Annotated in this window: 26 protein-coding genes; 8 read left to right on the top strand and 18 right to left on the bottom strand. The window is 71.7% G+C overall.

Features of this window, described 5'->3' with window-relative positions:
* Nucleotides 1-38: 38 nt before the first annotated feature.
* Nucleotides 39-689: a LysM peptidoglycan-binding domain-containing protein gene (locus M8J74_RS34485; RefSeq protein ID WP_249840207.1), complete on the bottom strand. Its 651-nt coding sequence runs from the start codon at nt 687-689 to the stop codon at nt 39-41.
* A 510-nt stretch (nt 690-1199) separates the two neighbouring features.
* On the opposite strand from M8J74_RS34485, the gene M8J74_RS34480 reads away from it, so the two are divergent.
* Nucleotides 1200-1982, top strand: a complete 783-nt coding sequence (locus M8J74_RS34480) for a DUF8842 C-terminal domain-containing protein (RefSeq protein ID WP_058926216.1) — start codon at nt 1200-1202, stop codon at nt 1980-1982.
* A 55-nt stretch (nt 1983-2037) separates the two neighbouring features.
* Nucleotides 2038-2433, top strand: coding sequence for a hypothetical protein (locus M8J74_RS34475; RefSeq protein WP_058926215.1), 396 nt, complete (start codon nt 2038-2040; stop codon nt 2431-2433).
* A gap of 57 nt (nt 2434-2490) precedes the next feature.
* On the opposite strand, the gene der is transcribed toward M8J74_RS34475, so the two are convergent.
* The 5 genes from der to aroH form a co-directional block, all read right to left on the bottom strand.
* Nucleotides 2491-3972 (bottom strand): ribosome biogenesis GTPase Der, encoded by a 1482-nt coding sequence (gene der / locus M8J74_RS34470; RefSeq protein ID WP_249840206.1) that lies wholly within the window; start codon nt 3970-3972, stop codon nt 2491-2493.
* A 263-nt stretch (nt 3973-4235) separates the two neighbouring features.
* Nucleotides 4236-4889, bottom strand: coding sequence for a lysophospholipid acyltransferase family protein (locus tag M8J74_RS34465; RefSeq protein WP_249840205.1), 654 nt, complete (start codon nt 4887-4889; stop codon nt 4236-4238).
* Nucleotides 4886-5572, bottom strand: coding sequence for a (d)CMP kinase (cmk, locus tag M8J74_RS34460; protein ID WP_249840204.1), 687 nt, complete (start codon nt 5570-5572; stop codon nt 4886-4888). The genes M8J74_RS34465 and cmk overlap by 4 nt, the downstream gene beginning before the upstream one ends.
* 110 nt (nt 5573-5682) lie before the next feature.
* Nucleotides 5683-6768 (bottom strand): prephenate dehydrogenase, encoded by a 1086-nt coding sequence (locus tag M8J74_RS34455; RefSeq protein ID WP_249840203.1) that lies wholly within the window; start codon nt 6766-6768, stop codon nt 5683-5685.
* On the bottom strand, nt 6765-7127 hold the full coding sequence (aroH, locus tag M8J74_RS34450; RefSeq protein ID WP_058926210.1) for a chorismate mutase: 363 nt from the start codon (nt 7125-7127) through the stop codon (nt 6765-6767). The genes M8J74_RS34455 and aroH overlap by 4 nt, the downstream gene beginning before the upstream one ends.
* Before the next feature lie 225 nt (nt 7128-7352).
* Here aroH and M8J74_RS34445 point away from each other — a divergent pair, with 225 nt between their 5' ends.
* From M8J74_RS34445 to M8J74_RS34430, 4 genes are read left to right on the top strand one after another with little or no spacing between them, the layout of a single operon-like run.
* On the top strand, nt 7353-8018 hold the full coding sequence (locus tag M8J74_RS34445; protein ID WP_249840202.1) for a hypothetical protein: 666 nt from the start codon (nt 7353-7355) through the stop codon (nt 8016-8018).
* Between the two features lie 29 nt (nt 8019-8047).
* On the top strand, nt 8048-8629 hold the full coding sequence (locus M8J74_RS34440; protein ID WP_249840201.1) for a DUF6529 family protein: 582 nt from the start codon (nt 8048-8050) through the stop codon (nt 8627-8629).
* Nucleotides 8626-9036, top strand: a complete 411-nt coding sequence (locus tag M8J74_RS34435) for a Rieske (2Fe-2S) protein (protein ID WP_058926207.1) — start codon at nt 8626-8628, stop codon at nt 9034-9036. The genes M8J74_RS34440 and M8J74_RS34435 overlap by 4 nt, the downstream gene beginning before the upstream one ends.
* A 22-nt stretch (nt 9037-9058) precedes the next feature.
* Nucleotides 9059-9796, top strand: a complete 738-nt coding sequence (locus M8J74_RS34430; protein ID WP_249840200.1) for a nucleotidyltransferase domain-containing protein — start codon at nt 9059-9061, stop codon at nt 9794-9796.
* Here M8J74_RS34430 and M8J74_RS34425 read toward each other — a convergent pair.
* Genes M8J74_RS34425 through M8J74_RS34415 form a run of 3 tightly spaced genes read right to left on the bottom strand, consistent with a single transcriptional unit; the run spans nt 9728 to nt 12216 of the window.
* On the bottom strand, nt 9728-10477 hold the full coding sequence (locus tag M8J74_RS34425; protein WP_249840199.1) for a nucleotidyltransferase domain-containing protein: 750 nt from the start codon (nt 10475-10477) through the stop codon (nt 9728-9730). The two genes, M8J74_RS34430 and M8J74_RS34425, sit on opposite strands and share 69 nt — an antisense overlap.
* Nucleotides 10478-10480: 3 nt before the next feature.
* The gene (locus M8J74_RS34420) at nt 10481-11503 is read right to left on the bottom strand and encodes an ADP-ribosylglycohydrolase family protein (protein WP_249840198.1); all 1023 of its coding nucleotides are present in this window, start codon (nt 11501-11503) and stop codon (nt 10481-10483) included.
* Nucleotides 11500-12216 carry an NUDIX hydrolase gene (locus M8J74_RS34415; protein ID WP_249840197.1) on the bottom strand — a complete coding sequence of 239 codons (717 nt, stop codon included), beginning with the start codon at nt 12214-12216 and terminating at the stop codon, nt 11500-11502. The genes M8J74_RS34420 and M8J74_RS34415 overlap by 4 nt, the downstream gene beginning before the upstream one ends.
* 82 nt (nt 12217-12298) lie before the next feature.
* On the opposite strand from M8J74_RS34415, the gene M8J74_RS34410 reads away from it, so the two are divergent.
* Entirely contained in the window at nt 12299-13171 is an 873-nt protein-coding gene (locus M8J74_RS34410) for a DUF72 domain-containing protein (protein ID WP_249840196.1), read from the top strand.
* A gap of 184 nt (nt 13172-13355) precedes the next feature.
* Here M8J74_RS34410 and M8J74_RS34405 read toward each other — a convergent pair whose 3' ends face one another.
* The 9 genes from M8J74_RS34405 to pyrG form a co-directional block, all read right to left on the bottom strand.
* Entirely contained in the window at nt 13356-14477 is a 1122-nt protein-coding gene (locus M8J74_RS34405) for a pseudouridine synthase (RefSeq protein ID WP_058926201.1), read from the bottom strand.
* Nucleotides 14477-15127, bottom strand: a complete 651-nt coding sequence (gene scpB, locus M8J74_RS34400) for an SMC-Scp complex subunit ScpB (protein WP_058926200.1) — start codon at nt 15125-15127, stop codon at nt 14477-14479. The genes M8J74_RS34405 and scpB overlap by 1 nt, the downstream gene beginning before the upstream one ends.
* Nucleotides 15124-16185: a segregation and condensation protein A gene (locus M8J74_RS34395; protein WP_372500359.1), complete on the bottom strand. Its 1062-nt coding sequence runs from the start codon at nt 16183-16185 to the stop codon at nt 15124-15126. Before M8J74_RS34395 ends, scpB begins: the two co-directional genes overlap by 4 nt.
* Before the next feature lie 289 nt (nt 16186-16474).
* A complete protein-coding gene (locus M8J74_RS34390; protein ID WP_249840194.1) occupies nt 16475-17041 on the bottom strand; it encodes a hypothetical protein in 567 nt (188 codons plus the stop codon).
* On the bottom strand, nt 17026-18159 hold the full coding sequence (locus M8J74_RS34385) for a ParA family protein (protein WP_249840193.1): 1134 nt from the start codon (nt 18157-18159) through the stop codon (nt 17026-17028). Before M8J74_RS34385 ends, M8J74_RS34390 begins: the two co-directional genes overlap by 16 nt.
* 423 nt (nt 18160-18582) lie before the next feature.
* The gene (gene ald / locus M8J74_RS34380; RefSeq protein ID WP_058928494.1) at nt 18583-19698 is read right to left on the bottom strand and encodes an alanine dehydrogenase; all 1116 of its coding nucleotides are present in this window, start codon (nt 19696-19698) and stop codon (nt 18583-18585) included.
* A 144-nt stretch (nt 19699-19842) separates the two neighbouring features.
* Entirely contained in the window at nt 19843-21906 is a 2064-nt protein-coding gene (locus M8J74_RS34375; RefSeq protein WP_249840192.1) for a tetratricopeptide repeat protein, read from the bottom strand.
* A gap of 169 nt (nt 21907-22075) precedes the next feature.
* Nucleotides 22076-22702: an NUDIX domain-containing protein gene (locus M8J74_RS34370; RefSeq protein ID WP_249840191.1), complete on the bottom strand. Its 627-nt coding sequence runs from the start codon at nt 22700-22702 to the stop codon at nt 22076-22078.
* 87 nt (nt 22703-22789) lie between these two features.
* On the bottom strand, nt 22790-24478 hold the full coding sequence (gene pyrG / locus M8J74_RS34365; protein ID WP_249840190.1) for a CTP synthase: 1689 nt from the start codon (nt 24476-24478) through the stop codon (nt 22790-22792).
* A gap of 439 nt (nt 24479-24917) precedes the next feature.
* Between pyrG and M8J74_RS34360 the strand changes: the two genes are divergently transcribed.
* Nucleotides 24918-25706 (top strand): glycoside hydrolase family 15 protein (locus M8J74_RS34360; protein WP_249840189.1); only part of this gene is annotated, 789 nt, incomplete at its 3' end.

Genomic DNA, 25706 nt, shown 5'->3' with positions numbered 1-25706 from the left:
ACGACCGGACGGGGCCCCGGAGCGTGACCGGGAGCGCCTCAGACGACGAGCCGCTGCCCGGGCAGGATCACGTCGGGATCACCGCCGATGACGGCCTTGTTGGCGGCGTACAGGTGCTGCCAGGTGGTCCCGTGCCTGGCGGCGATCCTGCTCAGGGTGTCGCCCTCGCGGACGGTGTAGTTCCCTCGGGAGGAACTGCGGTTGGTGTGGCCCGTCGAGCGCGTCGGCGCCTTCTTCGACGGGGCCGCCTTGGCGGACTTGGTGGTCTCGGACGACTTCGTCGTCACCGAGCCGGAGGAGGCGGGGGCGCTTCCGGACGCGCCCGCCCGTGCCGAACAGACCGGCCAGGCGCCCCAGCCCTGGGCGTGCTGCACCTTGGTGGCCACGGCGATCTGGGCTTCCCTGGAGGCCTGGTCGGCCGTGGAGGCGTAGGCGGAGCCGCCGTACGCGCGCCAGGTGCCGGCGGAGAACTGGAGCCCGCCGTAGTAGCCGTTGCCGGTGTTGATGTGCCAGTTGCCGCCGCTCTCGCACTGGGCGATGCGGTCCCAGACTCCGCCGTCGGCCGCGGCTGCGTTGCCGGACGCGGCCAGCAGTCCCAGCGGGGCGGCGAGCAGTGCGGCCCCGGCGAGGGCCGCCGTCGTACGCGTCTTGCGACCGTTGTGGCGGTTGGTATCGGCACACTCGGACATGTAATTCCCTCTCCCGACACCCGGGGTCCCCCAGGACGGGGCGCGCTCGCGGCACTGGGGCCGGTCGCCGCGCTCCGCCTTGTCCGTCTGCTCGCGCCGGCCTTGCTTGGCCGGCCGGCGCGACCGGCGGACGTTCCCGAGCGGTGCTCGTTGCACACGGCCGAGGAATCTAAAGAGCCTGTCGGGGCGTCAGCAACCAACTCCTCGTCATTCCAGGCCAGTTCACCGTTACCGCCGGTATCAGCGAATTCTGGTCACCCACTTCATTCCCTGATTTCAGGATTTGTCGACCAGCTACTTCTTTGATCTGTGACTCACTTCACGCAACCAACTCCCTTGCCATTCCGAGCATTTGACCATGAGTGACCAATTCCGCACGAATGGTGACCATGCGCGTCGGGCGGATTGATTCCCTTCGCCCTGGGGCGTGACTCTCGCCACAGATCGCCCGTTGTCTTCTTCATGAGCCCGGGACCCGCCCGGTTCACCACTTCCCGAGGGGAGCCACCCGTGCCGCGCATGCTCGATGTCAGCGACGAGGTACGCGCCGAGATCGGCGACGAAGAGGCCGACCGGCTGCTCGCCGGCGAGAACGCCCCCGGCAGTTACGACTGCACGTCCTGCCGCACCCCGGGCGACTCCGAACAGGAGCGCACCAGCACCGTCCTGTTCATCGGCGACGAGACCGCGGTCCTCGCCTTCGCCCACGCCACCTGCCTGCCCTCGCAGGTCGTCCAGGTCACCGAGGAGCAGCTCCAGGGCGCCGTGCGGTCCATCTCCGGCGACACCGTCGACCTGGACCCCGACAAGGTCGCCGCCGAGCAGGCCGTGCTCGGCGTGACCAGCGGACTCGTGCTGATCGCCGGGGAGTTGCACCCGGCGCTGGTGGTCGAGCCGACGGGCCCGATCGTCCGCCCGGGCGCCACCGGGCTCGGGGACGACTTCCTGCCGCTGCTGATCGAGCAGGGCTTCATGCCGCTGACGCAGATCACGGAGGTGCCCCCGGTGCTGCACGGCTGGTCGGTGCTGCTCGCCGTGGGCCAGCTGCACGCCGTGCTCCAGCCGAACGCCAACGGCGGGCAGCCGGTGGCCTGGTGGCAGGCGCACCAGCCGCTGCAGGTCACCGAGAGCTGGCGGGCCGCCGCGAACAAGCACCAGCAGGTGCTGATGTTCGCCGCGCCGGTGGGGTCGATCGGCCGTCAGCCGCGCGAGGACCTGCTGCGGGACGCGCTGGACAAGGCGGCGGCGAACGGGAAGCTGGTCGCCGCGGCCATGCCGCTCGCGGGCACCTGAGGGCGCCCGCCGGGGGAAACCGCATCCCAAGTGGCCCGGGGTCGTTTGGACATACGTGCACTCCTACGACGTTCCCCGCCGCTCGTCCTACCCGCCGATCCCGTCCTCGCGGTCGTCGGCCCCGGACTTCCCGGGCGGCCCCTCGGCCACGCCGATCTACGACGCGCTCTACGCGGAGTACGTCAAGTCCTTCCGCACACTGCCGGGTGACCGCAGCGGCGAGGAGGAGCTGGGCTTCACCGCCTTCGGGAACATCCCGCACAGCTCCGGGGGGTACACCGCGCACCGCCCGGGGTCGTTCAGCAGCTCGTACGGCGCGTACAGCGCGGGGGCCCACAGTGCCCGGCAGCAGTCGCAGTGGCAGCGTGTCGGGCACATCGGCCAGCAGGGCGGCACGGGGATGCACCATGTGCCCGCGGCGCTGCCACCGGGCCCGTCGAGAAGCAGTTGAGGAACGCGAAGAAGGGCGGCCCCGGTCGGGGCCGCCCTTCTTGCTTGCCGGTGTGCGCTACTTCTTCTTGTTGCCGCGCTTCTCGCGCACCCGCACCGAGATATGGATCGGCGTTCCCTCGAAGCCGAACTCCTCGCGCAGCCGGCGCTCGATGAAGCGCCGGTAGCCCGCCTCGATGAAGCCGGAGGCGAAGAGCACGAACCGCGGCGGCTTGGTGCCGGCCTGGGTGCCGAAGAGGATGCGGGGCTGCTTGCCGCCGCGGATCGGGTGCGGGTGGGCGGCGACCAGCTCGCCGAGGAAGGCGTTGAGGCGGCCCGTCGGGACCCGGGTCTCCCAGCCCGCGAGGGCGGTCTCGATCGCCGGGACCAGCTTCTCCATGTGCCGCCCGGTGCGCGCCGAGACGTTCACCCGGGGCGCCCACGCGACCTGGCCGAACTCGGTCTCGATCTCCCGCTCCAGGTAGTAGCGGCGCTCCTCGTCGAGGGTGTCCCACTTGTTGTAGGCGATGACCAGCGCGCGGCCCGCCTCGACGGCCATGGTCACGATCCGCTGGTCCTGCACCGAGATGGACTCGGAGGCGTCGATCAGGATGACCGCCACCTCGGCCTTCTCGACGGCGGCCGCGGTGCGCAGCGAGGCGTAGTAGTCGGCGCCCTGCTGCAGGTGGACGCGCTTGCGGATGCCCGCGGTGTCGACGAACTTCCAGGTGACGCCGCCGAGTTCGATCAGCTCGTCGACCGGGTCGCGGGTGGTGCCCGCGATCTCGTTGACGACGACGCGCTCCTCGCCCGCCACCTTGTTCAGCAGGGAGGACTTGCCGACGTTCGGGCGGCCGATGAGCGCGATGCGGCGCGGTCCGCCGACCCCCGTGCCGCCGAAGGTCTGCTCGGGCGCCTCCGGCAGCGCCTCCAGGACGGCGTCCAGCATGTCGCCGGTGCCGCGGCCGTGCAGCGCCGAGACGGGGTGCGGCTCGCCGAGGCCGAGGGACCACAGGTAGGCGGCGTCCGCCTCGCCACTGGGCCCGTCGACCTTGTTGGCGCACAGCACCACGGGCTTGCCGGCCTTGCGCAGCAGCCGTACGACCGCCTCGTCGGTGTCGGTCGCGCCGACCTTGGCGTCGACGACGAAGACGACGGCGTCGGCGGCCTCGATGGCGTACTCGGCCTGGGCGGCCACGGAGGCGTCGATGCCGAGGACGTCCTGCTCCCAGCCGCCGGTGTCGACGACCTTGAAGCGGCGGCCCGCCCACTCGGCCTCGTAGGTGACGCGGTCGCGGGTGACGCCCGGCTTGTCCTCGACGACGGCCTCGCGGCGGCCGATGATGCGGTTGACCAGGGTCGACTTGCCGACGTTCGGCCGGCCGACGACGGCGAGCACCGGCAGCGGGCCGTGACCGGCCGCCTCGATGGCCCCCTCGACGTCCTCGAGGTCGAAGCCCTCTTCCGCGGCGAGCTCCATGAACTCCGCGTACTCGGCGTCGCCAAGCTCTCCGTGGTCGTGCTCTTCGGCAGAGCCCTCGGAGTGGATGTGGTCGTTCATGAAGTCCGTACCTCGTTCATCGTGGTGATCGGTGGACCGCCCGGTGTCGCCCGGTTTGATCCACTACTCAGTGTCGCCCAGCGCCTGCCCGGCGGATCAGGCCGGCGCCGCGGGGCCCGGCACGCCCATCTGCGGCGTTGCCGTCGGTTGCCGACGCTCCGCGTCGACGCCCTCCTCCGCCTTGCAGCTGGACGCACCAGACCCCGCTCGGCTCGGCCCAGAAGCACCGTACCTTGCAGCCGGCCTGATCCGCCGGGCAGGCGCTAGCGCCCGGTGAGGCGCCTGGCGTTTTCCAGGTGGCTGCTCAGCTGCTTCTGGATGCGTTCGGTCGCCTCGTCGAGCGCCTTGCGGGTGCGCCGTCCGGAGCCGTCGCCCGCCTCGAAGGGCTCGCCGAAGACGACGTCGATACGGCTGCGCAGCGGAGGCAGCCCCTGTATCAACCGTCCGCCGCGCCCGGAACTTCCCAGCACCGCCACCGGCACCACCGGGGCGCCGCTGCGGACCGCGAAGTAGGCGAGCCCGGCACGCAGGGAGGCGAAGTCGCCCTCGCCCCGGGTGCCCTCCGGGAAGATACCGAGGACCCCGCCGGCCGAGAGCACGTCCAGCGCCTGCGTGATCGCCCCGCGGTCGGCGACCGAGCGGTCGACCTTCAGCTGGCCGATCCCGGTCAGGAAGGGGTCCAGCGGGCCGACGAACGCCTCCTTCTTGATCAGGAAGTGCGTCGGCCGGGGCGCCACGCCCATGACCATCGGGCCGTCGATGTTGTGCGAGTGGTTGACGGCGAAGATCGCCGGGCCGGTGGCGGGCACCTTCCAGGCGCCCAGCACGCGCGGCCTCCACAGCCCGTACATCAGGCCGACGCCGATGCGCCGGCCGACCTCGGCGCCGCGCTCGGAGGCGACGGGGACGGTGGTCACTTCCCGGCCCGCTTCTCCTCGACAAGGGTGACGACGCACTCGATGACCTGCTGGAGGGTGAGCTCGGTGGTGTCGACCTCGACCGCGTCGTCCGCCTTGGCCAGCGGCGAGGTCTTGCGGGAGGAGTCCGCGGTGTCCCGCTTGATCAGGGCCTCGCGGGTGGCGTGCACGTCGGCGCCCTTGAGCTCGCCGCTGCGGCGGGCCGCGCGGGCCTCCGGGGAGGCGGTGAGGAAGATCTTCAGGTCGGCGTCCGGCAGCACGGTCGTACCGATGTCCCGGCCCTCGACGACGATGCCGTCCTCGGCGGCGGCGGCCACCGAGCGCTGCAGCTCGGTGATCCGGGCGCGCACCTCGGGCACCGCGCTGACGGCGCTGACCTGGGAGGTGATCTCCTGGGTGCGGATCGGGGCGGCCACGTCGGTGCCGTCGACCGTGATCGTCGGGTGGGCCGGGTCGGTGCCGGAGACGATCTCCGGCTTGCCCGCCACGGCGGCGATCGCGGAGGGGTCGTCGATGTCGATCCCGTTGGTGACCATCCACCAGGTGATCGCCCGGTACTGGGCGCCGGTGTCCAGGTAGCTCAGGCCCAGCTGTGCGGCGACGGCCTTCGACGTGCTCGACTTGCCCGTGCCGGAGGGACCGTCGATGGCGACGATCACGGGCTTGGCGGCGCCGTTTTCCACGGGGGGACACCTTCCTGGTGCGTGTGGCGGGTGGTGTGCGGGCGCGAGCGCGCCCCGCACAAGGTTACCGGCCTCCCGGCTCCCCTCTTACAGGCGGATCATCGGGAGGATCACTGCCGGATGGCCCAGCCCCGCTCCCGCAGCGCCGCGGTGAGCACGGGCGCCGCCTGGGGCTCCACCATCAGCTGCACCAGACCGGCCTGCTGCCCGGTCGCGTGCTCGATGCGTACGTCCTCGATGTTGACGCCGGCCCGTCCGGCGTCGGCGAAGATGCGGGCGAGCTGGCCGGGCTGGTCGTCGATGAGCACCGCCACGACCTCGTAGGCCCGCGGGGCCGAGCCGTGCTTGCCGGGGACCCGGACCTGTCCGGCGTTCCCGCGCCGCAGGATGTCCTCGATGCCGGAGGTGCCCTCGTGCCGCTTGTCGTCGTCGGAGGACTGCAGGGCACGCAGCGCCCGCACCGTCTCGTCCAGGTCGGCGGCGACGTCCGAGAGGAGGTCGGCGACCGGCCCGGGGTTGGCGGAGAGGATGTCGATCCACATGCCGGGGTCGGAGGCGGCGATCCGGGTCACGTCCCGGATGCCCTGCCCGCACAGCCGTACGGCGGCCTCCTCGGCGTTCTGCAGGCGCGCGGCGACCATGCTGGAGACCAGGTGGGGCATGTGCGAGACGAGCGCCACGGCCCGGTCGTGGGCGTCGGCGTCCATGACCACCGGCACGGCACGGCAGTGCGAGACCAGTTCCAGGGCGAGGTTGAGCACCTCGGTGTCGGTGTCCCGGGTCGGTGTGAGCACCCAGGGGCGGCCCTCGAAGAGGTCGCCGGTGGCGGCGAGCGGGCCGGACTTCTCGCGGCCGGACATGGGGTGCGTGCCGATGTAGGACGCCAGGTCCAGGCCCAGCGCCTCCAGCTCCCGGCGCGGGCCGCCCTTGACGCTGGCCACGTCGATGTAGCCGCGGGCCACGCCCCGGCGCATGGCGTCGGCGAGCACCGTCGCCACGTGCGCGGGTGGGGCGGCGACGATCGCGAGGTCGACCGGTCCGTCGGGGGCCTCGTCGGTGCCGGCGCCGAGCGCGGCGGCGGTGCGGGCCTGCTCGGGGTCGTGGTCGGTGAGGTGGACGACGACGCCCCGCTGGGACAGGGCGGTCGCGGCGGACGTGCCGATGAGGCCGGTGCCGATGACGAGTGCGGTTCTCACTGGGCGATGTCCTTGCGCAGGGCGGCCGCGGCACCGAGGTAGACGTGGTTGACCTCGTCGCGGGGCTTGTCGGTCTCGATGTGCGCGAGGATGCGGACGACGCGGGGCATGGCGCCCGCGATGTCGAGTTCCTGGGCGCAGATCAGGGGGACGTCGACGATGCCGAGCTTGCGTGCCGCGGCGGCCGGGAAGTCGCTGTGCAGGTCGGGCGTGGCCGTGAACCAGATGCTGATCAGGTCGTCGGCGGTCAGGCCGTTGCGCTCCAGGACGGCCGTGAGCAGGGCGCCGACCTGCTCGTCCATGTGTCCGGCCTCGTCCCGTTCCAGTTGGACGGCTCCCCGGACCGCTCGTACCGCCACGGCGCTGCTCCTTGCTCGGGTATCGGCTCTACGACCCTCCAGCCTAGTCAGCCCGCGTGCCGGGGGTCCGCGCCGCCCGCCCGCTGAGACGGTCCGGCGATCCATGGCGATGTCACCCGATTGTCTCTGTTCTGCCACTTCGGGGGTGAACACCCCGTGCGCCTCTTTACGCCGTCCCGCCGGTCCGCTCTGATGACAGGGAACTCGCCTCGGGGGAGGCCCGTCATGAAGCGTCCTGGACCACTGCTGACCTTGCTCGCGGGGCTGCTGCTCGCGGTCTTCATCCTCACGCTCGACTCGACGACGGGCACGAGGAGCGCCTCGTCCACGTACGAGAAGCCGTCGTCCGCGAAGTCGCCGTCCGCGAAGCCGTCGCCGTCGGCGGCCGTGACGAGCCCGTCGCCGGCCCCGAAGCGGTCCGCCGCGCCGGCGGGCGTCTACACGGGCCGTACCGACGACGACTCATCCGCCGTCGCCGTCTCGCTGCGCGGCGGCAAGGCGATCGCGTACTTCTGCGACGGCCACAACATCGAGTCGTGGCTCAAGGGCGACGTGAAGGGTGCCGGCGTCATGCGGCTGACCGGCGCGGACGGCGCACGGCTGAACGGCACCCTGAAGGGCGGCGGGAAGCTGACCGGCACGGCCGACGTCGGCGGCGGGCACTACGCCTTCACCCTCGACCGGGCGAAGAAGCCGTCCGGGATCTACCGGGCGAACAGCCAGGTGGCCGGCGCCAGGATCGTCGGCGGCTGGATCGTCCTGCCGGGCGGCCGGCAGGTCGGCATCGTCACCCGCGACGGGAAGCCCGCGGCCGCGCCCGCCATCGATCCGGAGACCGGCGCGGTGACGGTCGACGGACAGCGCCTCACGGCCCGGCCCGTCACGCCCTGATCCCCGCCCCTCCTGCCCAGGGAGCCGACATGACCGTCGACCCGAACGCCGCCACCCAGAGCTTTCCGCCGGAGCCGGCCCGCCGCGCCCCGGGCCCGGCCCGCTATCTCGTCCCGGCCCTGGTCGCGGGCGCGGTGGCGGTCGCCCTCGGGGTGTACGGCAGGACCCACGACCCGAGCGGCATCGCCTTCAACCTCGCCGGGTTCAGCAGCACGGGCGCGGTGAAGTCCTGGCTGGCCTCGACCGCGTTCTTCTTCGCGCTCGTCCAGCTGGTCAGCGCCCTCATGGTCTACGGCCGGCTGCCGGGGCCGCGTTGGTCGGCGACGCTGCACCGCTGGTCGGGCCGGATCGCGTTCCTGGTGGCGGTCCCGGTCGCCGTGCACTGCCTCTACGCGCTGGGCTACCAGACGTACTCGACACGCGTGATGTGGCACTCCGCCCTGGGTTGCTTCTTCTTCGGTGCCTTCAGTGCCAAGATGCTGCTGCTGCGCTCGGAGCGGCTGCCCGCCGCGCTCCTGCCGCTGGTCGGCGGCCTGGTCCTCACCGCCCTCACCCTCATCTGGCTGACGTCCGCCTTCTGGTTCTTCCGCACGTTCGGAGTGACGACATGACCCACCGCTCGACTCGGCGCACGGTGATCCTGGCGACGGGCGCGGCGGCGCTCGCCGCGGGCTGCAGCACGTACGGCGACGGCAACGGCTCCGGGTCGTCGTCGGCCAAGGCCTCCGCCGGCCAGGAGCTGGCGAAGACCTCCGACATCCCGGTCGGCGGCGGGAAGATCTTCGACGCGCAGAAGGTCGTGGTCACCCAGCCGAAGAAGGACGAGTTCAAGGCGTTCTCGGCGATCTGCACCCATCTGGGGTGCACGGTGGGCTCGGTGGCGGACGGCACCATCAACTGCCCCTGCCACGGCAGCAAGTACCGCATCGCCGACGGCTCGGTGGCCGGCGGTCCCGCGCCCAAGCCGCTGCCCGCCGAGCAGATCGAGGTGAAGGGAAATTCGATCCGGCTGGCGTGAGGCGCCGCGTACGCTCCCGTCCATGCTTCCCGAGACCCTGGTCCGCGACCACACGATCTACGCCTGCGTGATGGGTTCGCGCGCCTTCGGTCTGGCGACGGACGGCAGCGACACCGACCGCCGGGGCGTGTTCCTCGCCCCCACTCCCCTGTTCTGGCGCTTCGAGAAGCCGCCGACCCACGTCGAGGGGCCCGGGGAGGAGCAGTTCGGCTGGGAGCTGGAGCGCTTCTGCGAGCTCGCGCTGCGCGCCAACCCCAACATCCTGGAGTGCCTGCACTCCCCGCTCGTCGAGTACGCCGACGACACCGGCCGTGAACTCCTCGCCCTGCGCGGGGCGTTCCTCTCCCGCCGGGCCCACGACACGTTCGCCCGCTACGCGCTCGGCCAGCGCAAGAAGCTGGAGGCGGACGTCCGCGTCCACGGCGCCCCGCGCTGGAAGCACGCCATGCATCTGCTGCGCCTGCTGACGAGCTCCCGCGACCTGCTGCGCACGGGCGTCCTCACGATCGACGTCGGCGAGCTGCGCGAGCCCCTGCTGGCCGTCAAGCGTGGCGAGGTCCCCTGGCCCGAGGTGGAGGCGTGGATGGGCCGCCTGGCGGACGAGGCGGAGGAGGAGGCCCACCGCAGCCCGCTGCCCGAGGAGCCGGACCGGCGGCGGGTGGAGGACTTCCTCGTCCGCGTCCGCCGTGCCTCAGCCCTCCAGCCGGACCCGTACGACGAAGTCGTGCAGGGCGTCGTACACGGTCGGGGCGTCGGGTAGCGACGAGGCCTGCTGGGCCTCGTCCAGGACGGCGTGCAGCCGCTCCACGTCGGCCCGCACGCGCGCGTGGTCGACATCGGCCTCCGCGTGCTCCTGCCGCGCCTTCGCCTCGATCAGCTCCGGCAGGTAGGCGGGGGCGTCCACCTCGCCGAGCAGGGTGGGCAGATGGGCCTGCACCTCGCCGCTGCGCATCAGGTGCACGCCGGTCAGCAGTACCCGGAACGTGTAGAGGAGCGGCTTGAGTTCACCCGTCTTCTCGAACAGCCGCCACTGCGTGTTCGCGAATCCCCGGTAGTGGTGGGCGTGATGGCCGGTGAGCACGCCCGGCGCGAGCGCGGCCAGCTCCCGGTGCGCGTCGGTGGTGTGCACGACCAGCGGCGACAGCAGCTGCTCCAGCACATAGCCGTTGCGCTTGAGCATCAGCCGGACGAACTTGCGCAGGTCGTGGGTGACGAGGTCCATCTCGACGCCGTCCCGGTCCCACATCCGCGACCGGGTCTGTGCCGGCTCCCGCAGCCCCAGCAGGGCGGCCGTGGGCAGCAGGTGCACGCCGCGCAGGTCCACGTCCGAGTCGCGGGAGGGGAAGCCGTACAGGTGCGCACCGGAGACGGTGGCGAACAGCACGGGGTCGGGCTGCTCGGCCACCACCGGCGTCAGGTCGATGTCCAGGGTGTCGATCACCGCTCAAGCGTCCCAGAGGGCGCCCAGGGTCATCAGGTCGCCCCGGTACTCGATGCGGTCCACCCACTCCGTCGGCCAGGCGTCGGAGCCCAGGTACGCGCCGGCGAAGGCGCCGGTGAGGCAGGCGATGGAGTCCGAGTCGCCGGAGGTGCAGGCGGCCCGCCGGATCGCGGCGACGGGCTCGTCGACGAACATCAGGAAGCACAACAGGCCGGTGGCGAGGGCCTCTTCGGCGATCCAGCCGGCGCCGGTGGCCAGGCACGGGTCGGTCTCGGGCGAGACCGTGCGCACGGCGTCCCGGAGGCGGCCGAGGATCTCCAGGCACTCGTCCCAGCCGCGCGCGATGAAGTGCTCGGGGCTCGGGTCCTGGCTGCGCTTCCACAGGTCACCGAGCCAGCGCTCGTGGTAGCGGCCGCGGTTCTCCAGGGCGTACGACCGCAGCTGTCCGACGAGTCCGGTGGGCTCGGCGCCCTGGGCGAGCAGGCGCACGGCCCGGGCGGTGAGGTCGGAGGCGGCGAGCGCCGTGGGGTGCCCGTGGGTGAGCGCCGACTGCAACTGGGCGGCCCCGGCGCGCTGTTCGTCGCTCAGGTTGGGCACGAGCCCGATCGGCGCGACGCGCATGTTGGCGCCGCAGCCCTTCGATCCGATCTGGCTGGCGTCCTGCCAGGCGCGGTTGTCGTCCGTGAGCAGCTCGCAGGCCCGCAGGCAGGTGTTGCCGGGCGCCCGGTTGTTCTCCGGCGACCGGTACCAGTCCACGAACTCCTCGCGCAGCGGCCGCTCCAGCAGCTTGGGCGCGAGAACCCCGCGGTCCATGGCCGTCCGCAGCGCCCGGCCGAGCGCCAGGGTCATCTGGGTGTCGTCGGTGACGATCGCGGGCTTCGGCAGCGGCATCTGCCGCCACGGCCCGCACTTGGCGAGGATCGCCGGGACGTCGTTGAACTCGGTGGGGAAACCGAGCGCGTCCCCGAGGGCGAGCCCGGTCAGCGCCCCGGTGGCGGCGCGCTTGTCGACGAGGGGTGCGGTCATGCGGGGCGTCCTTCCCGGGACGGTCGGAGGAGGGGCGGAACAAGGCTGGTGGCCGGTCCCGCGCGGTAGAGGGCGGCGGGTTTGCCGCGCCCTCCGGTCAGGCGCGCGGCGCCCGGGACGGGTTCGACGAAGCCGGGCGTGGCGAGCACCTTGCGGCGGAAGTTGGGCCGGTCGAGTTCGGTGCCCCAGACCGTCTCGTAGACCTGCCGGAGCTCGCCGAGGGTGAACTCGGGCGGGCAGAAGGCGGTGGCGAGGCAGGTGTACTCGAGCTGGGCGCCGACGCGGTCGCGGGCGTCGGCGAGGATGCGGTCGTGGTCGAAGGCGACCGGCAGTGCCGTGTCGCACTCCACCCATCGGGCGTCCGCCGCGTCACTGCCGCCGTGCGGCTCCGGCGCGTCGGGCAGCAGCGCCGTGAACGCGACGGACACGACCCGCATCCGGGGGTCGCGGTCGGGCTCGCTGTAGGTGCGCAGCTGCTCCAGGTGCAGTCCCGTGACGTCCGACAGGCCCGTCTCCTCGGCGAGTTCACGCCGGGCGGCCGTCTCGGCGGACTCGTCCGGCTCGACGAAACCGCCGGGCAGCGCCCAGTGGCCGGCGTACGGGTCCTGTCCGCGCTCGACGAGCAGGACGTGCAGGGCGCCGTCGCGGACGGTCAGGACGGCGAGGTCGACGGTGACGGCGAAGGGTTCGTAGGCGTACTTGTCGTACTCCATGCCCCCACCCCCTTAATGGTCACTTGGACTATAAACACGGGGCCCGTGCTTTCACAAGCCCTCCCGGGGTAACCGGCACGCCATGGGCGAGATCCTGGTGGGCACGTGTTCGTGGACGGACCGCGCGCTGGTGGGCAGCGGCTGGTATCCGGCGGGACGCAAGGACCCGGAGGGGCGGCTGCGGTACTACGCCGAGCGGTTCCCGGTCGTCGAGGTCGACTCGACGTACTACGGGCTGCCGAGCGCCCGCAACAGCCGGCTGTGGGCCGAACGGACCCCGGACGGCTTCGTGTTCGACGTGAAGGCCTTCTCGCTGCTCACCGGGCACCCGACCCGCGACGCGGCCCTGCCGGACGGCATTCCGGCCAGACCGCACGACCCGAAGGTGCTCGACGAGGTGTGGGCGCGTTTCACCGAGGGGATCGAGCCGCTGCGGCAGGCCGGGCGGCTGGGCAGCGTGCTGTTCCAGCTGCCTCCGTGGTTCCGGCCCGGGCGGCGGGCGGGGCAGTTCCTCAAGGAGTGCGCCGAGCGGACCGCGGGCTGGCCGCTCGCCGTGGAGTTCCGGCATCCCGACTGGTGGCGCCCCGAGTGGGCGGAGGCGACCTGTGCCCTGCTCGGCCGGTACGGCATGGCGGCGGTGGCCGTCGACATGAACCGGACGCTGCCGTCGTCCATCGCGCCGGTCACCCCGGTGACCTCGCCCCGGCTGTCGGTCGTCCGGTTCCACGGGCGCAGTCCCGCCTGGGGGTCGGGCAGCAAGGAGGACCGCTTCCGGCACGACTACGACGAGGCCGAACTCACCGAGTGGCTGCCGCGGTTACGCGACCTCGCCACCCGAGTCGACCGGCTCCACGTCCTGTTCAACAACTGCTGCGGCGCCGCGGCCGTCCGGGCCGCCGAGCTGATGCGGCGCCTTCTCGACGGCACGGACCGGGCGAGGCCGGACGGCGGCTGACCGGCCGCCCCGCCGTGGGGCTGCCGTGCGAGGGCGGCTGCGGGTTCGTCGTGGCTTGTCGCACAGTTCCCCGCGCCCCTGAGGGACGCGTTGCAGGGCCGGGGCCCGGACCGGCCGGCGGAGGCACACAGACGAATCGGCCGGCCCGGACACGTCCGAGCCGGCCGAAGCCCCGCGGGCGGGATCAGAGATCGACTTCCTTCATCAGCATGCCGACCTCGGTGTTCGACAGCCGGCGCAGCCAGCCCGACTTCTGGTCGCCCAGGGTGATCGGCCCGAAGGAGGTGCGCACCAGCTTCTCGACCGGGAAGCCGGCCTCGGCGAGCATGCGGCGCACGATGTGCTTGCGGCCCTCGTGGAGGGTCACCTCGACCAGGTAGTTCTTGCCGGTCTGCTCCACGACCCGGAAGTGGTCCGCGCGCGCGTAGCCGTCCTCCAGCTGGATGCCGTCCTTGAGCTTCTTGCCCAGGTCGCGCGGGATCGGGCCGACGATGGCGGCGAGATAGGTCTTCTTCACGCCGTACTTGGGGTGGGTCAGCCGGTGCGCCAGCTCGCCGTGGTTGGTGAGCAGGATGACGCCCTCGGTCTCGGTGTCGAGCCGGCCCACGTGGAACAGCCGGGTCTCCCGGTTGGTGACGTAGTCCCCGAGGCACTGCCGGCCCTCCGGGTCCTCCATCGTGGAGACGACACCGGCGGGCTTGTTCAGCGAGAAGAACTGGTACGACTGCGTCGCGACCGTCAGGCCGTCGACCTTGACCTCGTCCTTCTCGGGGTCGACGCGCTTGCCCTGCTCCAGGACGATCTCGCCGTTGACCTCGACCCGCGCCTGCTCGATGAGCTCCTCGCAGGCCCGCCGGGAGCCGTAGCCCGCGCGCGCGAGGACCTTCTGCAGCCGCTCGCCCTCCTGCTCGGCGCCCGGGAAGGTCTTGGGCAGCTTGACGTCCTTCTTGCCCGCGTACCGATCCCGGTTGCGCTCCTCGGTCCGCGCCTCGTACTCACGGGACCGCGCCGGAGCCGTGCGGCCGCCGCGCTGCTGTCCCTGCTTGGGGCCGCCCTTGGCGCCGCCGCGGGCCGCGGGGCCGCGACCCGACTTCGGCCCGTCATGGGTGGCGCCGGGACCGACGTCGTAGCGCCGCTCCTCCGGGCGCGGCTTCTTCGGCCGGCCGGCCCCCTGCTTGTCGTCACGGGAGTTGCCGGCGCCGCGGTGGTTACCGCGGCCACCGCTGCTCCCGCCGCGGCCGCCGCTGTTGCCACCACGGCTCCCGCCGTTGTTTCCGCTGCTGTTCCTGCCGCTGCTGCTTCGCATCAAAGTTCCGTCTTGTCGTCTGCGTCGGAATCCGGAGCGTCCGGATCGAACGACGGCACGCCTTCCTGGGTCTCGGCCTCGATCGCCTCCGCCTCCGGGAGGAAGGGCGCGAGCTCCGGGAGCTCGTCCAGACCACGCAGGCCCATCCGCTCCAGGAAATAGTTCGTCGTCCTGTACAGGATCGCACCTGTTTCGGGTTCCGTGCCCGCCTCCTCGACCAGACCCCGCTGCAACAGGGTGCGCATGACCCCGTCGCAGTTGACCCCGCGTACGGCCGAGACCCGGCTGCGGCTCACCGGCTGACGGTAGGCGACGACGGCCAGGGTCTCCAGGGCCGCCTGCGTCAGGCGTGCCGTCTGGCCGTCCAGGACGAGGCGCTCGACGGCCGCCGCGTACTCGGGACGGGTGTAGAAGCGCCAGCCGCCCGCGACGAACCGCAGCTCGAAGCCGCGGCCCTGCACGGTGTAGTCGTCGGCCAGCTCCCGCAGGGCGCTAGCGATCTGCCGCCTGGGCCGCTCCAGGATCTTCGCCAGGTGCTCCTCCGTCGCGGGCTCGTCCACGACCATCAGGACGGCCTCCAGGGCGGGCTTGAGGTCGAGGTCGGCGACGGAGCGCGGCCCGGCCGCGCGTTCGGTGGTGTCCTCGCTCACGCCTTGTCCTCCTTGGCCGGCTCGGGCGGTCGGTCGAACTCGTCGGTCACCATCGGCCGGTCCTCCCCCTCGCCGCCGGTCCAGCGCACCAGCAGCTCCCCCAGGGCCGCCTCCTGCTCCAGGGCCACGGCCTTCTCCCGGTACAGCTCCAGCAGCGCCAGGAAGCGCGCCACGACCGTCAGTGTGTCGTCGGTGTCCTCGACCAGGGTCCGGAAGCTGGCCTCGCCGAGCTCCCGCAGCCGCGCCACCACGATCCCGGCCTGCTCCTGCACGCTGACCAGCGGCGCGTGGATGTGGTCGACGTACACCTGCGGCTTGGGCCTCGGCTGCATCGCCTTGACCGCGAGTCTGGCGAAACCTTCCGCTCCGATGCTGATGACGACCTCGGGCAGCAGCTCGGCGTGCTGCGGTTCGAGGCCGACGGTACGGGGGTAGCGCCGGGCCTCGTCGTCCAGCCGGGCGCTGAAGATGTCGGCGATCTGCTTGTACGCCCGGTACTGCAGCAGCCGCGCGAACAGCAGGTCCCGCGCCTCCAGCAGCGCCAGGTCGCCCTCGTCCTCCACCTCGGCGGACGGCAGCAGCCGGGCGGCCTTGAGGTCGAGCAGGGTGGCGGCGACGACCAGGAACTCGGTCGTCTGGTCCAGGTCCCAGTCCGGCCCCATGGCCCGGATGTGCGCCATGAACTCGTCGGTGACCTTGGACAGCGCGACCTCGGTGACGTCCAGCTTGTGCTTGGAGATCAGCTGGAGCAGCAGGTCGAAGGGACCCTCGAAGTTGGAGAGCCGCACCTTGAAGACACCGTCACCGGGCTCCTGGGCCTCAGCGGCCTGAGCGGCCACGGCGGGCTCGGCGGAGGCGCGGGGCGCCCCGGAAACGACCTCGGCCGCCCGCTCCGGCCCAGATTCGGACCCCGGCTCGGGTTCCGGCCACGACGACGGCTCGGACTCCGGCTCGGGCTTCGACGCAGGCTTGGGCTCGGGTTCCGGCCAGGACGCCGGCTCTGGCTCAGGTCCCGGCTCCTGTCCCGGCTTGGGCGCTGGCTCGGGCTCGGGCTCCAGCCCGGGCGACGGCTCCGGGGCCGGCTCGACGACCACCGGCTCGACGGCGGTCGGTACGGCGGCAGGCGGCTCCGTGACGACGGGTGGCTCCGTGAGGGCCGATGCCTCGCTCGACGGTTCCGTCACGGCCGGTTCCCCGCCGGCAGACTCCCCGCCGACAGGCTCCACAGCGGCCGGCGCCCCCGTGGCGGGCGCCGCCCCCGGTCCCCGCCCCAGCGCACGCCGACGGCCGGCGCCTGCGCCGGGGCTGGGAACGTCGTTCGAGGTCATGGCCCCCGCAGGCTACCGCCTACCGCCCGCGCAGCCGGCGTACCAGAATGCTCGCGTCCCCTCGGGACTCCAGATCGGCCAGCACCACGGCGACCGCCTCGCGGACGATCCGCCCGCGGTCGACCGCCAGCCCGTGCTCGCCGCGCAGGACGAGACGGGCGTGCTCCAGGTCCATGAGCTCCTCGGCGGAGACGTACACGGTGATCTTCTCGTCGTGCCGCTCCCGGCCGCTGGGGCGCCGGTTGGCCGCCCGTCCGCGCTTGCGGGACTGTGCGGCCGCCGCCGGCGTGGCAGAACCTTCCTGCGCCGTCTGCCGCCGCGTGGGGCGGCTGCGGGACTCGCCCGCGTCGATCGGCTGCTCCGACTCCGCCGCCAAGTGCTCGGCGCCCTCGCCGTCACCGCCCTGCGCGGGCACCGACTGCGGCGCGTCCTCGGACGTCACCGCCGCCGGATCGCTCTCGCCGGCGGGCGCGGGCACCCGTGCCTCGCCGTTGGCCCCACGCCGCGGCGTGGACGGCTGGAGCGCCATTCCCCCTGTCGTACGGAAGAGTTCGTCGGCCCCCGGCAGACTCACTCGGCGTGACACCGGGCGAGCACCTCCCTGGCGAGCTGGCGGTAGGCGGCGGCGCCGACGGAGTTGGAGGCGTACGTGGTGATCGGCTCACCGGCGACCGTGGTCTCCGGGAAGCGGACCGTGCGCCCGATGACCGTGTGGTAGACGTGGTCGTCGAACGCCTCGACGACACGCGCGAGCACCTCACGGCTGTGCACGGTGCGCGAGTCGTACATCGTGGCGAGGATCCCGTCGAGCTCCAGCTCGGGGTTGAGCCGCTCCTGGACCTTCTCGATGGTCTCCGTCAGCAGCGCGACACCACGCAGCGCGAAGAACTCGCACTCCAGAGGCACTATCACCTTGTGCGCGGCCGTCAGCGCGTTCACCGTGAGCAGACCCAGCGAGGGCTGACAGTCGATCACGATGTAGTCGTAGTCGGCCATGAGCGGCTTCAGCGCACGCTGCAGCGTCGACTCGCGCGCGACCTCGGAGACCAGCTGGACCTCGGCCGCCGACAGGTCGATGTTGCTCGGGAGCAGGTCCATGTTCGGGACCGCGGTCTTCAGGAGCACCTCGTCGGCCGCCATGCCCCGCTCCATGAGCAGGTTGTAGACGGTGAGGTCGAGCTCCATCGGGTTGACGCCGAGACCCACCGACAGCGCGCCCTGCGGGTCGAAGTCCACGAGCAGCACGCGGCGTCCGTACTCCGCGAGCGCGGCACCCAGGTTGATGGTCGACGTCGTCTTGCCCACGCCGCCCTTCTGGTTGCACATCGCGATGATCTTCGCGGGGCCGTGGTCGGTCAGCGGCCCCGGGATCGGGAAGTACGGCAGCGGGCGCCCGGTCGGGCCGACGCGCTCACGGCGCTGCCGGGCAGCGTCGGGCGCGAGCGTGGCCGCGTACTCGGGATCGGGCTCGTACTCGGCGTCCGGGTCGTAGAAGTGCCCGTCGGGCAGTTCGTCGTAGTCGGCGAAGTGGTTGTGGGGCGCGCCACTTCCGTCGCCGGCCATGGCGTTCACGTGATGGCCATCCATGCTCTGGTGTGCAGTCCCGGCAAGCTGCGGGCCGGGGCTCTGGTGGGCTGCGAAGGTGCGCACAGCAACGGAGCCGACAGCCTCGAACCCCGTGGGGCCCTGGCCCCGTACAGGCATTCCTGGTTGACCACCCCCGGGAGAAAATGTCGACTCATTCACAAGTCGTCTTACCTCCTTGGTGACCAGGAAACTTCTAGACAGGTCAGCGTGGCACCATGCCGACGGTTGGCGACTCTATGGCGTGTCGGGTGTTCGCAGCAACACAATCCGCCGGACCCGGCTCGATGTGTCGACAATGAAACATCCCACTGTCAAGGGCGTACGGCCGTCGCACGGCAGGTTTCACCGGTGTGCGAATGGACCGAAGAGTTACGTTCGAGGTGAGTTGACCGAGAGTCGCGAAGTGACCATACACACATCCGGCCGGACCTTGTGGGGCAAGGTCCGGCCGTGTGCGCAGGGTTGACGCGTCTTGTTGACGTATCGCCTTTACGAAAAGGTGACTTAGCTCTCCGGTGACCCGACGGCCCTCGGGGGGACTCAGCCGAGGAGCGTCTCGAGCTCCACGTGCTCCAGGCCGTGCGCCTCCGCGACCTCGCGGTAAACGACCTTGCCGTCATGGGTGTTGAGGCCCTTGGCGAGCGCGGGGTCGCGGCGCAGCGCCTCCACCCAGCCGCGGTTCGCCAGCTCGACGATGTACGGCAGCGTGGCGTTGGTCAGCGCGTACGTGGAGGTGTTGGGCACCGCGCCGGGCATGTTGGCGACGCAGTAGAAGACCGAGTCGTGCACCTGGAAGGTCGGCTCGGCGTGCGTGGTCGGGTGGGAGTCCTCGAAGCAGCCGCCCTGGTCGATCGCGATGTCGACAAGGACACTTCCCGGCTTCATCCGCGCCACGAGCTCGTTGGTGACGAGCTTGGGGGCCTTGGCGCCCGGGATGAGGACGGCGCCGATGACGAGGTCGGCGTCGAGGACGGCCTTCTCCAGCTCGAGGGAGTTGGACATGATCGCGCGCACCTTGGTGCCGAAGATCTTGTCGGCCTCGCGGAGCTTGTTGATGTCGCGGTCGAGCAGGGTGACGTGGAAGCCCATGCCGACGGCGATCTGCGTGGCGTTCCAGCCGGAGACGCCGCCGCCGATGACGACGGCCCGCGCGGGCTGGGTGCCGGGGACGCCACCGGGCAGCACACCGCGGCCGCCGACCGAGCGCATCAGGTGGTAGGCGCCGACCTGCGGGGCGAGCCGGCCCGCGACCTCGGACATCGGGGCGAGCAGCGGCAGCGCGCGGGAGGGCAGCTCGACGGTCTCGTAGGCGATCGCGGTGGTGCCGGACTCGATGAGCGCGTCGGTGCACTCCTTGGAGGCGGCCAGGTGCAGGTAGGTGAAGAGCGTCTGGTCCTTGCGGAGGCGGTGGTACTCCTCCGCGATGGGCTCCTTGACCTTCAGCAGCAGGTCCGCGGTGGCCCACACCTCGTCGGCGGTGCCGAGGATCTGGGCGCCCGCGGCGACGTACTCCTCGTCCGGGATCGACGAGCCGGCACCGGCGCCCTGCTCGATGACGACCTGGTGGCCGTGGCGCACCAGCTCGTGCACGCCGGACGGGGTGATGGCCACCCGGAACTCGTTGTTCTTGACCTCGCGGGGGATGCCGACCTTCACGTCGATCACGGTCCTTGGCTCAGTGGATGTGGGGCAATACAACACATACCCAGGCATGCATGAGCACACCGGGAGACACCGCAGGAGAAGGTGCGGCAGAGCCAGTCTAATGAAGGTGTTCCCGCTGTCTAGCCTTTCATTGCATCAATCTTCAGCGGGTGTACTGCGGATTTCGCAGGTGTCAGCGGCTTGTTTCGTTTCATCGATCTCTTCCGGGAGGCCGGGCTCCTCGCCGAGCAGCCGCTCGGCGGCACCCCGGTGCAGCCGGGCGGCCGCGGGATCGCCGAGGTGTTCCATCGTGTCGGCGAGCCTCAGCTGGAGCGCCGCCTGCAGCCGTACGTCGTCGGCGCGGCGCGCGAGGTCCAGCGCCTCGTGGCAGGTGCGCAGCGACTCCTCCGGGCGTCCGGCGTACTCCTGCACCCGGGCGATCTCGCTCAACGCCCGTGCGTGGGCGGCCACATCGCCGTTCTTGCGGTGTCCGGCGGCCGCCGACCGCCAGTTGCGCAGCGCCTCGCCGTAGCGGCCCGCGTAGGTGTGCGCGGCGGCGATACGGCCGTACAGCCGGGCGGCCTCGGCGCGCTCGTCCCGGGCCAGGCGCTGGGCGAGGGCGCGGCCGAACCAGTCGGCGGCCCGGTCGTAGTCCCCGAGCTCCAGGTGCGCGCCCCCTACGGATTCCATCGCGCGACCGGTCGCGTACGGGTCGTTCGCCTCGCGTCCGGCGTCCAGGGCGGCCCGATAGCGCACCAGGGCGTCCGCCGTGCGCCCCGTCTGCGCGTCCAGGTCCCCCAGGTTCAGCAGGGCCGCCGCCGCCTCGCGGGGCAGCTTGCGGCGCTCGGCGACGTCCAGCACCAGCCCGTGGACGCCGTACAGGTCCGGCGCGGCGGCCTGCATGCCGAAGTGCGCCACCATCGTCCTGACCAGCTGGGACATCAGGCGGCGGGCCAGGGTGTCCAGCTCCCCGTCGGCCACCGCGGCCCGGGCGGCGGCCAGCAGGGCCGGGCGGCGCAGGCTCAGCCACTCCTCGGCGGCCCGCGGGTGCGGGAAGCGCAGGGAGCGGGGCATGCCCTGGAGCTTCTCCCGGGCCTCGGCGCTGTCGGTCTCCGTGATCGCCCGGCACGACTGCAGCAGCCGCACCGTCCGCTCCAGCATCCGGGCGCGCGCGAGCTGGAGCTCGGCGGGGCGTTCCTGGGTCTCGGCGAGGGTCTTGAGCAGGGGGTGCAGACAGCCCGGGACCTCGTACTGCGGCAGCGGCGACTCCAGGGAGCGCAGCAGGCCGAGGGCGACGAAGTCGTCCAGTGTGGTGCGGGCGCCGCCCACCGAGCAGCCGGCCAGCGCGGACGCGGTGTGCGGGTCGATCAGACCGCCCGGGGCGAGGGAGAGCAGTCGCAGTATCCGGGCGGCGGTGGAGGGCAGCGAGGCGTAGGAGAGCCGGAAGACACGGCCGAGCGGGGTGCCTTCCTGGCCGTCGGCCCGCAGTTGCTTGGCGAGGTCGGAGACGGCGGCCTTGGGGCGTGCGGCGAGCCAGCCGCCCGCCAGCTCCAGCGCGGTCGGCTGGCCCTGGCACTCCTCGACCAGGCCCTCCGCGGCCCGCGGGTCGACGGTGATGCGCACGGAGCCGGTGTACGCGCTCAGCAGCTCGATGGCGGACTTGGTGTCGAGGCCGCCGAGGGTGCAGGGGCGGACGTCGGAGATGCCGGTGAGGGGGCCGTCGGAGACGGCGACGACCAGGCTGTCCGGGCTGTCCGGGAGCAGGGCGTCGACCTGTTCGGCGTCGGCCGCGTCGTCGAGCAGGATCAGGGTGCGGCGGTCGGCGAGGGCCGTGCGCAGCGCCTCGGACAGCTCGTCGGCGCCCGCTCCGGCCGGGGTCGGCCGGTCCAGCGCGGCCAGCAGTTCGCGTGCGGTGCGCTCGGTGGGGACGGGGGTGCCGTCGGGCTCGCTGAGCCGCGCTCGCAGCACCCCGTCGTCGTAACGGTCCGCGACCTGCCGTACGAGTTCCTCGGCGAGGGCCGTGCGTCCGGAGCCGGGGCGGCCCGCGATGAGCAGCACGCGCGCGCGGGGAGGTTTCTTTCCGGACAGGGTGTCCAGGCCCGCGCGCTCGATGTCGGCGCGCAGTTCCTTCAACTCCCTTGTACGGCCGAGGAACTGACGCTCCGCAGCACCGCGCTCCGACAGCCGTACGCCGCCTGGGTCCACCGCCTGATCCGTCACGGGCACACTCCCGTCCCACCACACGCAAGAGCCCGCCGGGACTCCGGTCCGGGCGGTAACAGAGCCTAGTTCACGCTCTGCAACGGTCCAGGTGGAGCGCGGCGGGCAGGTCCCCCGATCGGATCAGCAGATGGTCACACCGGTGACGTATCTGAGGGCCCGAGTGGCTTCAGGCCTCGAACGGACGCGCGGGCCACGCCGCCTCAGCGGGACGCAGCGCGTCCAGCCCCTCGCCGTGCTGCGCGGCGACCAGCGACAGGACGCCCACGACGAGGCAGTTGTTGTGCAGTTCGCCCGCGAGGACGCCCCGCACCAGCTCGTCGACCGGCACGCGCTCGTACTCCAGGTCGATCTCCTCGTGCTCGACCGCGAAGCGCTCGCCCTCCGCCTCGGACAGATCGCGGGCCAGGAAGATGCGCACGGCCTCGTCGCAGCCGCCGGGCGTGGTGTAGACGTCGGTCAGCACCCGCCAGTCCTCGGCCTTGACGTGGGCCTCCTCGTACAGCTCGCGCTGGGCGGCGTGCAGCGGGTTCTCGCCGGGCACGTCGAGCAGACCGGCCGGGATCTCCCACAGCTTCTGCCGCACGGGGTGGCGGTACTGGCGGATGACCAGGACGCGCCCCTCGTCGTCGAGGGCGAGCACGGCCACCGAGCCGGGGTGGACCTGGTAGTCGCGGCGGACGACCGTGCCGTCGGGCATGACCACCTCGTCCGTGCGGACGGAGGTCTTGTTGCCCGTGAACGGGGTCTCCGTCGCCCGGATCTCCCACTCCTCGGCGGTGTCCTTGATGGTCATGCCCTGTCCTTCCCCGTGTGCAAAAAGAAGCGGCCGGGACGCGCACCTTTTGAATGGGCGCGCCCCGGCCACCGTACAACTCTTGTGTCAGTCGGAAATCTCCTGAGCGGCCCCGGCCCGCCGGCGCTCGACGGCCGCCTTGACCAGACCCGCGAACAGCGGGTGCGGCCGGGTGGGGCGGGAGCGGAGCTCGGGGTGCGCCTGGGTGGCGACCAGGTAGGGGTGCACGTCGCGGGGGTACTCCACGTACTCGACGAGCTTGCCGTCCGGCGAGGTGCCGGAGAACAGGATGCCCGCCTTCTTCTCCAGCTCCGCGCGGTAGGCGTTGTTGACCTCGTAGCGGTGGCGGTGCCGCTCCTCGACGTACTCCTTGCCGTCGTACACCTCGCGCACGATGGAGCCCTCGGCCAGCTTGGCAGGGTACATGCCCAGGCGCATCGTTCCGCCCATGTCGCCCTCGCCGGCGACGATGTCCATCTGCTCGGCCATGGTGGAGATGACCGGGTGGCCGGTGGCCGGGTCGAACTCGGTGGAGTTGGCGTCCGGGATGTCGGCCAGGTGGCGCGCGGCCTCGATCACGATGCACTGCAGGCCCAGGCAGAGGCCGAGCAGCGGGATCCGGTTCTCGCGGGCGTACTTGATCGCGCCGACCTTGCCGAGCACACCGCGGTCGCCGAAGCCGCCGGGGATGCAGATGCCGTCGACGTCCTCCAGCTGCGCCTTGGCGCCGGCCGGGGTCTTGCAGTCGTCGGAGGTGACCCACTTGATCTTGACGCGGGCCCGGTTGGCGAAGCCGCCGGCGCGCAGCGCCTCGGTGACCGACAGGTAGGCGTCGGGCAGGTCGATGTACTTGCCGACCAGGGCCAGGGTGATCTCGTGGTCGGGGTTGTGGACGCGGTCGAGCAGGTCGTCCCAGGTCGTCCAGTCCACGTCGCGGAACGGCAGGTCCAGCTTGCGGACGACATAGGCGTCCAGGCCCTCGCCGTGCACGGTCTTCGGGATGTCGTAGATGGAGCGCGCGTCGGGGCAGGCGACCACCGCCGCCTCGTCGACGTCGCACATCAACGAGATCTTGCGCTTGATCGCCGTGGGCACCTCGCGGTCGCAGCGCAGCACGATGGCGTCCGGCTGGATACCGATGTTGCGCAGGGCCGCAACCGAGTGCTGGGTCGGCTTCGTCTTCAGCTCTCCCGACGGGCCGATGTAGGGCAGGAGGGAGATGTGGACGACGAAGACGTTGTCACGGCCGACCTCGTGCCGCACCTGGCGGACGGTCTCCAGGAACGGCAGCGACTCGATGTCGCCGACCGTGCCGCCGACCTCGGTGATCACGACGTCGACCTCGTCCGTCGCCATGCGGCGGATGCGGTGCTTGATCTCGTTGGTGATGTGCGGGATGACCTGCACGGTGTCGCCGAGGTACTCGCCGCGCCGCTCCTTGGCGATCACGGTGGAGTACACCTGGCCGGTGGTGACGTTGGCCGAGCCGTCCAGGTCGCGGTCGAGGAAGCGCTCGTAGTGGCCGATGTCCAGGTCGGTCTCGGCGCCGTCGTTGGTGACGAACACCTCACCGTGCTGGAAGGGGTTCATCGTGCCGGGGTCCACGTTCAGGTACGGGTCGAGCTTCTGCATGACCACGCGCAGGCCCCGGGCCTTGAGCAGCATGCCCAGGCTGGAGGCGGTGAGGCCCTTGCCGAGCGAGGAGGCGACACCCCCGGTGACGAAGATGTGCTTGGTCGTCGAAGCTTTGCTGTTTCGGAAAGCAGCGGGCGGCATGGCCAAGAGGGGGCTCCCGTGGTCGCGGTCTGTGGTGCGGTTCCGGGGTTCTCTCGCCCACCGGTCCACGGGCTACCAGGGTATCAGCGAAGGCAGGCGATGGCTTCCGGCCACGCTCCGCGCACGGGTCGCCACGGACGTACACGCTTCCGACTGTTTCCCCCTCGTTGCTCACCCGTTCGGCCGACGCGGGTTGCCCGGAGCGGCACACAGATCATCTACGTGCGTCGTATCCTGCTCGGACACTCGCTGCCGAGCCCGGCCGGGTACACGGCACCACCCCCGCCTGTAATCACCGGAACAACGAGAGCTCGTCAGATCGTTGAGCATCAATCGTCGTTTTGCCACACGGCAGGCACGACTGCTTTGCTTCACCGCTCAACGACGCATTACAACGACCCCTTGACCGCAATAGCGACAGCCCCCTGCTGGGGGTGACGTGGCCGTTCGACTGGAGTTGCACGTGGCCGGGCGCATCGAAGACTACGCACTCATCGGAGACATGCAGACCGCCGCCTTGGTCTGCCGGGACGGCACGGTGGACTGGCTGTGCCTGCCCCGCTTCGACTCGCATGCCATCTTCGCCGGCCTGCTGGGCACCGAGGAACACGGTTTCTGGCGCCTGGGCCCCGCCCACGCCTCCGACGCCGAGCCCCCCACCGCGGCCCGGCGGAGCTACCGCGGCGACTCGCTGATCCTGGAATCCGAGTGGGACACCCCGCGCGGCACGGTCCGCGTGACGGATTTCATGCCCCCGCGTGACGGCGCCCCCCAGCTGATCCGCATCGTCGAGGGCGTCTCGGGCCGCGTGCCCATGCGCTCGGCCCTGCGCATGCGCTTCTCCTACGGCCGGGTCGTGCCGTGGGTGCACAAGCACGACGGCCGCACGGTCGCCGTGGCCGGCCCGGACTCCGTCTGGTACGACACCGAGTGCGAGACCTACGGCAAGTCGCTGACCACGTACTCGGACTTCACCGTCGCCCCGGGCGACCGGATCGCGTTCACGATCTCCTGGGAGCCCTCGCACAAGCAGCCTCCGGCGCTCCCCGAGCCGGAACAGTCGCTGCAGGCCACGGAGGACTTCTGGCGGGAGTGGGTCGAGCACTGCACGTACCACGGCCCGTACCGCGAGGCGGTGGTCCGCTCCCTCATCACGCTGAAGGCTCTTACGTACGCGCCGACGGGCGGCATCGTCGCGGCGCCCACGACCTCCCTCCCGGAGGACATC

The sequence above is a fragment of the Streptomyces panaciradicis genome (assembly GCF_023516615.1).
Taxonomy (GTDB): Bacteria; Actinomycetota; Actinomycetes; order Streptomycetales; family Streptomycetaceae; genus Streptomyces; species Streptomyces panaciradicis.
Note: the sequence above shows the minus strand (reverse complement) of the source record. Positions and strands in the feature narration are given on the sequence as shown.

What these genes read in the sequence shown, in the direction of transcription:
- M8J74_RS34370 (WP_249840191.1), bottom strand. Translation starts at nt 22,702, where the DNA reads ATGACCATCAAGGACACCGCCGAGGAGTGGGAGATCCGGGCGACGGAG.
- M8J74_RS34410 (WP_249840196.1), top strand. Translation starts at nt 12,299, where the DNA reads ATGGGCGAGATCCTGGTGGGCACGTGTTCGTGGACGGACCGCGCGCTG.
- M8J74_RS34430 (WP_249840200.1), top strand. Translation starts at nt 9,059, where the DNA reads ATGCTTCCCGAGACCCTGGTCCGCGACCACACGATCTACGCCTGCGTG.
- pyrG (WP_249840190.1), bottom strand. Translation starts at nt 24,478, where the DNA reads ATGCCGCCCGCTGCTTTCCGAAACAGCAAAGCTTCGACGACCAAGCAC.
- M8J74_RS34420 (WP_249840198.1), bottom strand. Translation starts at nt 11,503, where the DNA reads ATGACCGCACCCCTCGTCGACAAGCGCGCCGCCACCGGGGCGCTGACC.
- der (WP_249840206.1), bottom strand. Translation starts at nt 3,972, where the DNA reads ATGAACGACCACATCCACTCCGAGGGCTCTGCCGAAGAGCACGACCAC.
- M8J74_RS34435 (WP_058926207.1), top strand. Translation starts at nt 8,626, where the DNA reads ATGACCCACCGCTCGACTCGGCGCACGGTGATCCTGGCGACGGGCGCG.
- M8J74_RS34440 (WP_249840201.1), top strand. Translation starts at nt 8,048, where the DNA reads ATGACCGTCGACCCGAACGCCGCCACCCAGAGCTTTCCGCCGGAGCCG.
- M8J74_RS34405 (WP_058926201.1), bottom strand. Translation starts at nt 14,477, where the DNA reads ATGCGAAGCAGCAGCGGCAGGAACAGCAGCGGAAACAACGGCGGGAGC.
- M8J74_RS34445 (WP_249840202.1), top strand. Translation starts at nt 7,353, where the DNA reads ATGAAGCGTCCTGGACCACTGCTGACCTTGCTCGCGGGGCTGCTGCTC.
- M8J74_RS34485 (WP_249840207.1), bottom strand. Translation starts at nt 689, where the DNA reads ATGTCCGAGTGTGCCGATACCAACCGCCACAACGGTCGCAAGACGCGT.
- M8J74_RS34385 (WP_249840193.1), bottom strand. Translation starts at nt 18,159, where the DNA reads ATGCCTGTACGGGGCCAGGGCCCCACGGGGTTCGAGGCTGTCGGCTCC.
- M8J74_RS34415 (WP_249840197.1), bottom strand. Translation starts at nt 12,216, where the DNA reads ATGGAGTACGACAAGTACGCCTACGAACCCTTCGCCGTCACCGTCGAC.